Raw genomic sequence first — 11787 nt, 5'->3', positions numbered from 1 at the left:
GCGCGCCTGATCTTTTTGTTATCCACCTCGGCGGTTTGCCCTGCGCGCCCTGTCCCAGCCCACGAAAAAAGGCCCCGGTGCTGCATCACCGGGGCCTTTCTTGGCTTTGTTGACTGGAATTGATCAGCCCTTGGAGAATTCCGGGTAGGCTTCCATGCCCAGCTCGGCCATGTCGAGCCCGTTGATCTCTTCCTCTTCGCCGACGCGGATACCCACGATGGCCTTGAGGATCAGCCAGACGATGCCCGAGGAGACGACAACAAAGGCGCCAACCACGATGATCGAGTAGAGCTGTTTGCCCAGGGACGCGTCACCATTGGTAAAGACAACCGCGATGGTGCCCCAGATACCGGCGAACAGGTGAACCGGGATCGCGCCGACGACATCGTCGATCTTGAGCTTGTCCAGGAACGGAACCGCGAACACGACGATGATACCACCCACGGCACCGATCAGCGTGGCAGACCCCAGACCGGGCGTCAGCGGCTCGGCGGTGATCGACACCAGACCGGCAAGTGCACCGTTCAGGATCATGGTCAGGTCCGGCTTCTTATAAAGAAGCTGGGTCAGGATCAGCGCGGCGATGGCGCCACCGGCGGCTGCGGCGTTGGTGTTGGCAAAGATGCGGCTGATGTCGGCGACGTTACCGGCAGTGTCCATGTAAAGCTGCGAACCGCCGTTGAATCCGAACCACCCCATCCACAGGATGAACGTACCCAAGGTGGCGAGGGCAAGGTTCGAACCGGGGATCGGAATGGTCTTGCCGTCCTTGTACTTGCCGATACGCGGCCCCAGGATGATCGCGCCTGTCAAAGCGGCCCAGCCACCGACCGAGTGCACAACGGTCGAACCGGCGAAGTCGAGGAAGTCGGTCACGCCTTCTTCACCTGGTGCCAGGAAACCACCGCCCCATTTCCAGGACGCCTGGATCGGATAGATCAGGGCGGTCAGGATGATGACGAAGATCAGGAACGGCCACAGTTTGATCCGTTCGGCCAGCGTGCCCGAAACGATCGATGCGGTGGTCGCACAGAACATCAGCTGAAAGAAGAAATCGGACCCAACCGACGCATAGGTCAGGTCGGTTTCGGTGTCCGCCAGGCCAACGGCCTCAAGGACGGCTGGGCTGAACGCACCGATGATGCCATTGATCGTCCATTCGTCGCCCGGATACATCAGGTTGTACCCGATCAGGTAATAGAACAGCGCCGCCAGCGAAAACAGCGCGATGTTCTTGGTCAGCTGCATGGTGACGTTCTTGGAACGCACCAGGCCCGCCTCGAGCATGGAAAAGCCGGCGGCCATCCAGAACACCAGGAACCCGGTGACCAAGAACATGAAGGTTGTAAAGATATAGCCGATTTCGCCGTTCGGCGGCGTCATGTCGGCCTCTTGTGTCAGGCCCAGCGTTGGCAGCGCGATCAGCGCGGCGGCAACGGGAAGTGTCTTGAGAAGTGTCATGAGTATTTGGTCCCTTGGCTCTGCTGTGCTTTACAGCGCGTCTTCGTTGGTTTCGCCGGTCCGCACGCGAACCGCCTGCAGTACATCCAGCACAAAGATTTTACCGTCGCCGATTTTACCGGTTTGCGCGGTTTTGGTGATCGTTTCTACAACCATGTCGGCCATGCCCGCCGAGACAACGATTTCCAGTTTGATCTTGGGTACGAAGTTCACTTCGTACTCGGCCCCGCGATAGATTTCGGTATGGCCCGACTGGGACCCGAAGCCTTTGATTTCCGTGACCATCATGCCGCGCACACCGGCTTCGGTCAGTGCTTCACGGACCTCTTCCAGCTTGAACGGCTTGATCGTTGCAATGATGAGTTTCACCTCTATCCCCTTCACTTGGCGGGTTCCCCCGCGTTTATCCCCGGCTAGATGGCGTCTTCATCGCTGAAATTGGAACATTCAGGCCTGCTGTTCGGGCGGGCAGTCCATCAAAGTTGCACAATTTTTGCACAAACTTTGGGGTTTGATTAATTTTTGTGCATGAAATGAATGCATCGCGGGTTGTGCAAGGCTCTACAAATCCCAATTGCCGGGGTAATGTGCGCAAAAGACAAAGGCCGGGCAGGGCTAAACATGAGCAACAAATCACCGCGAAAACCACCTCTGGTTGCCGACAAACGCTACCCATCGGCGATGCGGGGCGGTGCGTCTGCGAAACCCAAGGCCAAACCGAAAACAGCCGCGAAAAAGACGGCCGCCAAACCGGCGGCACGCAAGCGCAAGACAACGCGCAAGAAAAGCGGTCCGGGCGGCATTCGCGGCTTTTTCGGGGCTATTTTGGGCTGGATCCTACGCGTGATCTGGCGGCTCACATGGCGGTTCGGCCTAGTCGTCTGCCTGCTGGTCGGGCTGGCGGTCGGTTACATCTACACGACCCTACCCGACGTGCGCGACCTTTTTGACGGGCGCGCGCGCGGGTCGGTCACCCTTTTGGATCATACCGGTGCCGTTTTTGCCTGGCGCGGCGATCAGTTTGGCGGCGTGGTCACGGCCGGTTCGGTCTCGCCGAACCTGAAAAACGCGATCATCGCGACCGAGGACAAGCGGTTCTACCGGCATCTGGGCGTCAGCCCCCGCGGTGTGGCCAGCGCCGTGCGCATCAACCTGCGCGAAGGGCGCGGCCCCCTGTCGGGCAATGGGGGGTCGACCATCACCCAGCAGACGGCGAAACTTTTGTGTCTGGGTGTCGAATATGATCCCTCCGCATGGGAAAGCGAAGCGGCCTACGAGGCCGACTGCCGTCAGGGATCGCTGTGGCGCAAGGGGAAAGAGGCGATTTTCGCCCTCGCGATGGAAGCGAAATACTCCAAGGACGAAATCCTCACGATCTATATGAACCGCGCGTTCCTGGGGGCCGGCGCACGCGGGTTCGAGGCGGCCAGCCAGCGCTATTTCGGCAAGTCGGCGGCCAATGTCAGCCCGGCCGAGGCCGCGATGCTGGCCGGTCTGCTCAAGGCGCCCACGCGGTACGCCCCGACCAACAACCTTGAACGGTCGCAGAACCGCGCCGCCACGATCGTGCGGCTGATGAACGAACAGGGCTATCTGACCGATGCACAGGCCAAGGATGCCCAGGACAACCCCGCCGTTCTGTCCGAGGCCGCCGAGGCCAAGGCCGGCGGCTATTTCGCGGACTGGGTCATGTCCAGCGGCCCCGAGTTCCTGACCCGGAAAACGACCGAGGATGTGATCATCCGCACCACGCTGGACCGACGCCTGCAAACGGCGGCCGAGGATGCGATGCGTTTTGTTTTTGAAAACAAGGTGCGTGACGGGTCCAAGGCGCAGGCCGCCATCGTGGTGATGTCCGCCGACGGGGCCGTGCGCGCGATGGTGGGCGGGCGCAACACCAAGGTGTCAGGCGGCTTCAACCGCGCGACACAGGCCCTGCGCCAAACCGGATCGTCGTTCAAGCCGTTCGTTTATGCCACCGCGCTGGAATTGGGGTATTCGCCGCTGGATACGATAGTGGACGAACGGTTCTGCATGAACATTCCCGGTTCGGGCGAATGGTGCCCGGAAAACTATACGCGCAAGCATTACGGCCAGGTGACGCTGACCCGTGCACTCAAGGATTCGCTGAACGTGCCTGCGGTCAAGGTGTCGGAACGGGCGGGCCGCGATCTGGTGCGCCAGGTGGCCGACGGGTTTGGCATCAAAAGCGATCTGGCGCTTGGTCCGGCCCTTGCGCTGGGGGCATCGGAAAGCACGCTCATCGAGATGACAGGGGCCTATGCGGGAATTCTGAATGGCGGGTCATCGGTAAAACCCTACGGGCTTATTGACCTGAAACTGCTTGGGGACGCCGAACCGTTGATCGGAACCGAGGGCGGTATCGGTGAGCGGGTGATCCAGACCGCCGCAGCCGAACAGCTGATCTGGATGATGGAAAAGGTCGTCTCCGAAGGCACCGGCGGACGCGCCGCCATTCCGGGGTGGCAGGTGGCGGGCAAGACCGGCACGACACAGGCCGCGCGCGATGCCTGGTTCATCGGCTTTACTTCGCAATACGTGGCGGGTGTCTGGATGGGGTATGATGACAACACACCCCTGACCGGCGTCACCGGCAGCGGTCTGCCCGCTGAAATCTGGCATGAAACCATGGTGCGCGTGCACGAGGGTCTTACCCCGGCGCCGCTGCCCATGCGCCCGCCGCAGGGCCTTGCGCGGGCGCGCGACCCGGGGCCGGCCCGACAGAAAAAAGACCCGGTCGGCACGGTGATCGACCAGGTCCTGCGTGATATCTTTGGCGGTGGTGGCGGCGGCCAGGCCCCCAAGGTGGATTCCAACCGCTGACCGTGATCAGCTCAGTTTCGAGAGATCCTGAATAAGCAGGTCAATGTTGCCCTTGCGTTTGTCCAGCATCGCGCCAATCTCGGTGCGTTCGGTCAACAACAGGTTCACGCCTTCGATGAACATGTTGAAAAACAGGTTCTTGCCCGACTTGTCGGAAACAAGAAACGTTACTTCGAACGGCGCCTGTCCACTCAGATAGGCCATGCTTCGGATCTCATATCCGGCCTTGATCTTGCGGGAAGATTTGACTTCGATCCGGCCACCGATGAATTCGCGGAACCGCCTGCCATACTTGCCAGCGATGTAGCCCTGGAATGCGCGGGTAAAGGCCGTCAGCTGTGCTCTTGATGCGCGCCGCGCATCCACACCCAGCGCATATCGGGCCATGATCGGCACATCGGCGTAGCGCACGAAAATCTTTTCGAAGTCGCGGATCATCGACGCTTCGGACTTGCCCGATCCGATGACGCGGTTGATTTCGCCCACGATCGAGTCGACCAGCTGGCGCGCGCCGCTTTCGGACAGGGCAAGCGCAGGAACAGGAAGGGCCGTCAGGCCGAGACCGGCCAAGGCCGAGGCGACAAAAGAACGTCTGTGCATAGGTTTACTCGTCATAGGGGTTCTCATAAGGGTCTGCATAATCATCAGCGTAGGGGTCATCATACACTTCACCCCCTTCCCCGGCCAGTTCGAACCGGCGGTTCTGAAGGTATATCACACGGGCCTGTGCGTAACTGTCAGCACTTTCGTACAGGATCGAATCATAGGTGTCCGCGAACCGGCCACGCTCGCCCATGCGCTGGAATACTTCGGCATAGATGCTCGCGTTTTCCATCGGGTTGTTGGTGGCGTACGAGAGCGGATTGGTAAAGAAATCCACGACCGTGCCAACCGCATCGCGCTGGTTTGACGGGCCGATGAAAGGCAGTTCGATATAGGCCCCTTCCCGCACGCCCCAGACATGCAGGGTTTCGCCGAAATCGGTATCGGCCTCGGGAATGCCGAATTCCGTGGCAGGATCAGCCAGCCCGGCAAAACCGATGGTCGTATTCATCAGGAAACGCGCCGTTGCCGCGCCGGCAGCTTTCAAATTGCCCTGCAGCAGAGAGTTCACGATATTTCGCGGCATCGACAGGTTGTCGGCGAAATAGCTCATGCTCTCGACGATCGGTTCGGGAACGACCGAGACATATCCCTTGGACGCGGGCCGAAAAAACAATTTGTCGACGCCACGGTTGAACTCATGAATGCCGCGGTTAGTCTTTTCATAGGGATCGAAAACATCACCGGTCGATTGATGATCCGATTTCCCTGTGGCACAAGCGCCGAGCAGCCCGACGATAAGAAGGACACCGACGATCCGGGTGTGTTGCAACCTTGCTCTCATACTGACAAAAGTCCAATTTATCGGTCTGTTCACGGTTTCGAACCGCATATGTAGGTCATACATCGGCAGTTCACAGATGTTGATTAGTCACTTAAACAATTTGTGGCACTTAAGGAACAGATACGATTCCACATTGGTGGATTGATGCCGTCTTGCGATCAGATGACACCGGTCCATGTCTTGTATGTGCAATGACGACGTAAAAAAGGCAGAGCAGTCAATGACACCCCAAAGCGGCCAAGAAGAACTTCGCGCAGCGCGACGTCAAAGCCGATCGCTCTATTGGACGGTTGGACTGTTCAGCATGTTTGCCAACCTGCTGATGCTGACCGGGCCGCTTTACATGTTGCAGGTCTATGACCGCGTTCTGGGCAGCCGGTCCGAAGAAACCCTTGTCGCATTGTCGCTTCTGGTCGTATTCCTCTACGGCATCATGGGCGTGCTTGATTACACGCGCGGGCGCATCATGGCGCGGGTTGGTGCGCGGTTCCAGGCGGCGCTGGATCAACGGGTGTTCGATTCGATGATCCGCCGGTCCGCGGTTGCCGCGGATCCCGGCGCACAGACCGGTCTGGCCGATCTTGAATCGGTCCAGCGACTGATCGCCTCGCCTGTCGTCATCGCCGTGTTCGACCTTCCCTGGACCCCGATCTTTCTGGCCGGGATCATGCTGTTCCATCCGTGGCTGGGCATGCTTGCCCTTGGGGGCGGTGCGGTTCTGGTTCTGATCACGCTGGCAAACCAGTTGCTGTCGCGTCGCCCGCTGACGCAGGCGAATAAATCGTCCCACCGGGCCAGCATGATTTCGGACCAAATTCGCAATGAATCCGAGATGATACAGAGTATGGGCATGCGGGGCGCCGCCTTCCGCCGCTGGCAGGAGGCGCGCGACAAATCGCTGGTCGAAACCGTCGCCGCCAACGATGTGAGCGGGTCGTTTTCGTCGCTGACGAAAACCCTGCGCATGTTCCTGCAATCGGCGATGCTGGGCCTTGGGGCCTATCTCGTGCTGCAGAACGAATTGACGCCGGGCGCGATGATCGCCGGGTCCATCCTGCTGGGCCGAGCGCTGGCCCCGATCGAGGTGACGATTGGTCAGTGGGCCCTGGTTCAGCGCGCGTCGAAAGGGTGGAAAAGCCTGGCCGAATTGCTCACCAAAGTTCCGGCCGAACAGCCCCGCACCGCCCTGCCCAAACCGCGTGCCCGTCTGGACGTTCAGTCACTGACCGTGGTGCCGCCGGGCGATACGCGCGCATCCCTCAAAACGATCAGTTTCAATGTCGAGCCGGGGCAGGCCGTCGGCGTGATCGGCCCGTCGGGTGCGGGTAAATCCACGCTTGCCCGGGCGCTGACCGGGGTCTGGCGCCCCGCGGGCGGGACCATCCGTCTGGATGGGGCCGGGCTGGATCAATACGGCCCGGACGTTTTGGGCCAGCACATCGGGTACTTGCCGCAACGGGTACAGTTGTTTGACGGCACGATTGCCGAGAATATCGCCCGGCTCAGCGCGCAACCCGACAGCGAAAAGGTGGTTGCCGCCGCGAAAAAGGCGGCCGCTCATGACATGATCGTGATGATGCCGGACGGATATGACACCCGCGTCACCGCCAATGGTGGGCGCCTGTCCGGCGGACAGATGCAGCGTATCGCGCTGGCGCGCGCACTTTATGACGATCCGGTCATCGTGATTCTGGATGAACCGAACTCGAACCTAGACAATGACGGGTCCGTCGCGTTGAACCACGCGATCCGCGCGCTCAAGGCGGACGGGCGTTCGGTTCTGATCATGGCGCACCGCCCGGCGGCGATTCAGGAATGCGATACGCTGTTGGTCTTGCAGGACGGGATCCGCGCCGCATTCGGACCCAAGGAAAAGGTGCTGCGCGAAATGGTTGCCAACCATGAAGAATTGCAGAAAACCGCAGCCATGGGAGGCGTGAGATGAGCGATCGCGTCTGGTCCGCCCGCCGCCCGGTTGTGATCGGCATTCTGGGTCTGGCATTGCTGGTCGGGGGCTTTGGCACCTGGGCGGTAAGAAGCAATATCGCCGGGGCGATCATTGCCTCGGGCCGGATCGAGGTGGATCGTAACCGCCAGATCGTTCAACACCCCGATGGCGGTGTCGTGGCCGAAATCCTGGTGGATGAGGGCGACTCGGTCGAATTGGGCGATACGCTGATCCGGCTGGATTCGAACCTGTTACGCTCTGAACTTCTCATCACCGAGGGGCAGTTGTTCGAACTCATGGCCCGCCGCGGCCGGCTGGAGGCGGAACGCGATGGCACCGATGCGATCACCTTCGAACCCGAACTTCTGGCCGCCGCGCAGAACAACGTGGACGTCGAAGACCTGATCGCGGGTCAAAACCGTCTGTTCACCGCGCGCCGTGAATCGGTCGCGCGCGAGACCGAGCAACTTGAAAAACGCCGTGGCCAGATCCGAAACCAGATCGAAGGCATCAAGGCACAGCAAAACTCGCTCAGCATCCAGCTTGAGCTGATCGGGCAGGAACTTGGCAATCAGCAATCCCTTCTGGACCGCGGGCTGGCGCAGGCGGCAACGGTCCTGAACCTGCAACGCACCTCGGCCAACCTTGACGGCACACTGGGCGAGCTCAAGGCGTCCGAGGCCCAGGCCGAAGGGCGCATCACCGAGATCGATATCGAGATTCTGAAACTCGGTACGCGTCAGCGCGAAGAGGCGATCACCCGCCTGCGTGACCTGCAATACCGCGAACTGGAACTGGCCGAACAGCGCCGCTCGCTTCAGGAACGTCTGCAACGACTCGACATTTCCGCGCCTGTGTCCGGCATCGTCTATGGGCTGCAAGTGCACACACCCCGATCGGTCATCCGCCCGGCCGATCCGGTGCTCTACCTTGTCCCGCAGGACCGGCCGTTGGTGATTGCCGCGCGGGTCGAACCTATCCATGTCGACCAAATCTCGGTCGGCCAGTCCGTGGCATTGCGCTTTTCGGCGCTGGATCAGCGCCAGACACCGGAACTGTTTGGTACGGTGACCAAGATCTCGGCGGATGCGTTCGAGGACGCCAACAGCCAGCTGTCCTTTTACCGCGCGGAAATCGTGCTGAACGATAGCGAACAGGCAAAACTGCCCGAGGGAACGGTGCTGATCCCCGGCATGCCGGTCGAGACCTTCATCCGGACCAAAGACCGCTCGCCCCTAGCCTATTTCGTCAAGCCGCTGGCCGATTACTTCATCAAAGCCTTCCGCGAAAGCTGAGCTTGGGGCTTTTCGCGCGGCGCTGTCCCGGCTAGCGTGCGGCCAAACCTCAGCAAAGGATTGCCTCAATGAGCATCGAAGCCAAACTTGCCGATCTTGGCGTCACCCTTCCCGACGCACCCGCCCCGGCCGCCAATTATGTACCTTTCGTCAAGACGGGCGACATCGTTTACATTTCCGGTCAGATTTCGAACGATGAAAACGGTCTGATCCTCGGGAAACTGGGCGACACCATGGATGTCGAGGCTGGCGCCGCCGCGGCCAGACGTTGTGCCATCAACCTGCTGGCGCAGGTGCGGGCCGCCTGTGACGGCGATCTCGATCGGCTGGTTCGGGTCGTGAAACTGACCGGCTTTGTCAATTCGACCGCGGATTTCACCAACCAGCCCCAAGTCGTGAACGGAGCCTCCGATTTCCTGGTCGAGGCGCTGGGCGATGCTGGCCGCCACGCTCGCTCCGCCGTGTCCGCCGCGGCGCTTCCGTTGGGCGTTGCGGTCGAAATCGAAGGTATCTTTCAGATCCGATGACCCCCCAACTGCCAGAGGTGTTCCTGCGTGTGCCGTTGGCACATCGTGCTCTGCATGATGTGGCGCAGGGTCGCCCGGAAAACAGCCGCGCGGCGGTTCGTGCGGCCGTAAAGGCCGGGTACGGGATCGAGATTGACCTGCAACTCTCTGCCGACGGGCGCGCAATGGTCTTTCACGATTATGACTTGTCCCGCCTGACCGGCGAAACCGGCCCCGTGCGCCGCCGCACCGCCGGCGAACTTGCGGCCATCCCCCTCACGGGTGGGGATGGCGAAACCATTCCCACGCTGGAACAGGTTCTGGACCTTGTCGCCGGTCAGGTACCCGTTCTAATCGAGCTCAAGGATCAGGACGGCGGCATGGGTGCGGACATCGGCCCGCTCGAATCGGCGACGGCGGCAGCGCTGACCCACTACACAGGGCCGGTGGCGGTGATGTCGTTCAATCCCCACAGCGTCGCGGAAATGGCCCGTCTTGCGCCGGATCTGCCACGTGGCCTGACAACTGGCGATTACGACCCGGCCGACTGGCCGCTCAGCACGCAAAGCTGCGACCGGCTGCGCGACATCCCTGATTTCGACCGCGTGGGCGCCGCTTTCATCAGCCACCAGCAGGATGACCTGACCCGCCCCCGCGTTCAGCAACTGCACGCTGCTGGCGTCCCGGTCCTGTGCTGGACCGTCCGCTCGCCCGAGGCCGAAGCCGAAGCGCGCAAAACGGCCGACAACATCACCTTCGAAGGTTATGCGGCGCCATTCCCGGCTTGAACCGGGCCGGATGGGCCACACATAAAGACAGGGCGCAACGGGGCGGACATGGATCAGGCACAGATTGAAATTCAGGTCCTTGGATCGCTGTCGCAGGTCGCGGCAGACGACTGGGATGCCTGTGCCTGCCCCGAGGCGTCCGACAACGGACGCCCCTTTGACCCGTTTACCACGCACCGGTTTCTGAGCGCGCTGGAAGACAGCGGATCGGTCGGCCCCGGCACCGGCTGGCAACCACAATACCTGACCGCCTATCTGGACGGGATGCTGATTGCCTGCGCGCCGATGTATGCCAAATCCCACAGTCAGGGCGAATATATCTTCGATCACAACTGGGCCCATGCCTATGAACGGGCGGGCGGGCGCTATTATCCAAAATTGCAGATTGCCGTGCCCTTTACACCCGCCACCGGCCGGCGCCTTCTGGTGCGCCCGGGGTATGAAACGGTGGGCCAGTCGGCATTGGTGCAGGGCGCGGTGCAACTGGCCTCTGACAACGGGGTGTCGTCGATCCACATCACCTTTTGCACCAAGGCCGAGGCCGACGCAGGCGCGCAGATGGGCCTGATGGCCCGGACCACGCAACAATTTCACTGGGTCGATCAGGGGTACGGCGATTTCGACGGGTTTCTGGCCAGCCTGTCGTCGCGCAAACGCAAGAACATCCGCAAGGAGCGCGCGCAGGCCAACGGATTTGGCGGCACGATTCGCGCCTATACGGGTGATGAGTTGCAGCCCGAACACTGGGATGCTTTCTGGCGGTTCTATCAGGACACGGGCGCGCGCAAATGGGGCTCACCCTATCTGACGCGGCAGTTCTTTGACATTGCGCAGGACACAATGCGCGAGGATATGGCGTTGGTACTGGCCGAACGGGATGGCCATTACGTGGCCGGGGCGCTTAACTTCATCGGGCGCGAGACGCTGTTTGGCCGCTATTGGGGCTGCGCCGAACATCATCCCTGCCTGCATTTCGAACTGTGCTATTATCGCGCCATCGACCTGGCGCTGTCGCTGGGCCTGAAACGGGTCGAGGCGGGGGCGCAGGGCGAACATAAACTGGCACGCGGCTATCTGCCCACGGAAACCTACAGCCTGCATTGGGTGGGCGATCCGGGCTTTGCCGATGCCATTCGCAATTACCTTGCCGCCGAACGTGAGGCGGTCGAGGAAGAAATAGAAATCCTGACCGACTATGGTCCGTTCAAGAAAATTCAGGTGGAGGAACAGGAATGACCGAGCGACTGTCCGAAGAGACCCGTGGCCCGCTGCTGAACCCGCTGCTCGGGAACGGCTGGAGTGTGGTCGACGGCCGCGATGCCATCGCCAAGACCTTTGAGTTTGAAAATTTCGTGGATGCGTTCGGCTGGATGACCCGCGTGGCATTCTGGGCCGAGAAATGGGATCACCACCCCGAATGGCGCAATGTCTACAACAAGATCCAAGTGGAACTGACGACGCATGACGTTGACGGCCTGAGCGCGCTGGACGCCAAACTGGCCCGCAAGATGGACAGCCTGGCCGCCGGGCACTGATCGTCCGGTCGCGCCCCGACCAA

The 11787-nt window shown here is 61.0% G+C and carries 11 protein-coding genes; 7 read left to right on the top strand and 4 right to left on the bottom strand.

Annotation, left to right across the window (positions count from 1 at the left end; translation table 11 throughout):
* Window positions 1-123: 123 nt before the first annotated feature.
* Both ACXYMO_RS16180 and ACXYMO_RS16175 read right to left on the bottom strand, forming a co-directional pair.
* A complete protein-coding gene (locus tag ACXYMO_RS16180) occupies window positions 124-1461 on the bottom strand; it encodes an ammonium transporter (protein ID WP_458879766.1) in 1338 nt (445 codons plus the stop codon).
* Between the two features lie 30 nt (window positions 1462-1491).
* Window positions 1492-1830, bottom strand: a complete 339-nt coding sequence (locus tag ACXYMO_RS16175; RefSeq protein WP_458879765.1) for a P-II family nitrogen regulator — start codon at window positions 1828-1830, stop codon at window positions 1492-1494.
* Between the two features lie 252 nt (window positions 1831-2082).
* On the opposite strand from ACXYMO_RS16175, the gene ACXYMO_RS16170 reads away from it, so the two are divergent.
* Window positions 2083-4305: a transglycosylase domain-containing protein gene (locus ACXYMO_RS16170; RefSeq protein WP_458879764.1), complete on the top strand. Its 2223-nt coding sequence runs from the start codon at window positions 2083-2085 to the stop codon at window positions 4303-4305.
* A 6-nt stretch (window positions 4306-4311) separates the two neighbouring features.
* Here the strand turns inward: ACXYMO_RS16170 and ACXYMO_RS16165 are convergent, their stop codons facing one another.
* Both ACXYMO_RS16165 and ACXYMO_RS16160 read right to left on the bottom strand, forming a co-directional pair.
* Entirely contained in the window at window positions 4312-4905 is a 594-nt protein-coding gene (locus ACXYMO_RS16165; protein ID WP_458879763.1) for an MlaC/ttg2D family ABC transporter substrate-binding protein, read from the bottom strand.
* Between the two features lie 4 nt (window positions 4906-4909).
* On the bottom strand, window positions 4910-5692 hold the full coding sequence (locus ACXYMO_RS16160; RefSeq protein WP_458879762.1) for an MlaA family lipoprotein: 783 nt from the start codon (window positions 5690-5692) through the stop codon (window positions 4910-4912).
* Between the two features lie 220 nt (window positions 5693-5912).
* On the opposite strand from ACXYMO_RS16160, the gene ACXYMO_RS16155 reads away from it, so the two are divergent.
* The 6 genes from ACXYMO_RS16155 (at window position 5913) to ACXYMO_RS16130 (ending at window position 11764) form a co-directional block, all read left to right on the top strand.
* Window positions 5913-7637 (top strand): type I secretion system permease/ATPase, encoded by a 1725-nt coding sequence (locus ACXYMO_RS16155; RefSeq protein WP_458879761.1) that lies wholly within the window; start codon window positions 5913-5915, stop codon window positions 7635-7637.
* Window positions 7634-8935 carry an HlyD family type I secretion periplasmic adaptor subunit gene (locus ACXYMO_RS16150; RefSeq protein WP_458879760.1) on the top strand — a complete coding sequence of 434 codons (1302 nt, stop codon included), beginning with the start codon at window positions 7634-7636 and terminating at the stop codon, window positions 8933-8935. Before ACXYMO_RS16155 ends, ACXYMO_RS16150 begins: the two co-directional genes overlap by 4 nt.
* A 68-nt stretch (window positions 8936-9003) precedes the next feature.
* Window positions 9004-9462: a RidA family protein gene (locus ACXYMO_RS16145; protein WP_458879759.1), complete on the top strand. Its 459-nt coding sequence runs from the start codon at window positions 9004-9006 to the stop codon at window positions 9460-9462.
* A complete protein-coding gene (locus tag ACXYMO_RS16140; protein WP_458879758.1) occupies window positions 9459-10229 on the top strand; it encodes a glycerophosphodiester phosphodiesterase family protein in 771 nt (256 codons plus the stop codon). Before ACXYMO_RS16145 ends, ACXYMO_RS16140 begins: the two co-directional genes overlap by 4 nt.
* A 48-nt stretch (window positions 10230-10277) precedes the next feature.
* Window positions 10278-11465, top strand: a complete 1188-nt coding sequence (locus ACXYMO_RS16135; RefSeq protein WP_458879757.1) for a GNAT family N-acetyltransferase — start codon at window positions 10278-10280, stop codon at window positions 11463-11465.
* Window positions 11462-11764 (top strand): 4a-hydroxytetrahydrobiopterin dehydratase, encoded by a 303-nt coding sequence (locus ACXYMO_RS16130; RefSeq protein WP_458879756.1) that lies wholly within the window; start codon window positions 11462-11464, stop codon window positions 11762-11764. The genes ACXYMO_RS16135 and ACXYMO_RS16130 overlap by 4 nt, the downstream gene beginning before the upstream one ends.
* Window positions 11765-11787: the final 23 nt, after the last annotated feature.

The sequence above is a fragment of the Arenibacterium sp. CAU 1754 genome (genome assembly GCF_054482635.1).
Note: the sequence above shows the minus strand (reverse complement) of the source record. Positions and strands in the feature narration are given on the sequence as shown.

Bases quoted from the DNA above. Each gene is read 5' to 3' on its own strand.
- ACXYMO_RS16180 (WP_458879766.1), bottom strand. From the start codon at position 1,461: ATGACACTTCTCAAGACACTTCCCGTTGCCGCCGCGCTGATCGCGCTG.
- ACXYMO_RS16170 (WP_458879764.1), top strand. From the start codon at position 2,083: ATGAGCAACAAATCACCGCGAAAACCACCTCTGGTTGCCGACAAACGC.
- ACXYMO_RS16165 (WP_458879763.1), bottom strand. From the start codon at position 4,905: ATGCACAGACGTTCTTTTGTCGCCTCGGCCTTGGCCGGTCTCGGCCTG.
- ACXYMO_RS16160 (WP_458879762.1), bottom strand. From the start codon at position 5,692: ATGAGAGCAAGGTTGCAACACACCCGGATCGTCGGTGTCCTTCTTATC.
- ACXYMO_RS16155 (WP_458879761.1), top strand. From the start codon at position 5,913: ATGACACCCCAAAGCGGCCAAGAAGAACTTCGCGCAGCGCGACGTCAA.
- ACXYMO_RS16150 (WP_458879760.1), top strand. From the start codon at position 7,634: ATGAGCGATCGCGTCTGGTCCGCCCGCCGCCCGGTTGTGATCGGCATT.
- ACXYMO_RS16145 (WP_458879759.1), top strand. From the start codon at position 9,004: ATGAGCATCGAAGCCAAACTTGCCGATCTTGGCGTCACCCTTCCCGAC.
- ACXYMO_RS16140 (WP_458879758.1), top strand. From the start codon at position 9,459: ATGACCCCCCAACTGCCAGAGGTGTTCCTGCGTGTGCCGTTGGCACAT.
- ACXYMO_RS16135 (WP_458879757.1), top strand. From the start codon at position 10,278: ATGGATCAGGCACAGATTGAAATTCAGGTCCTTGGATCGCTGTCGCAG.
- ACXYMO_RS16130 (WP_458879756.1), top strand. From the start codon at position 11,462: ATGACCGAGCGACTGTCCGAAGAGACCCGTGGCCCGCTGCTGAACCCG.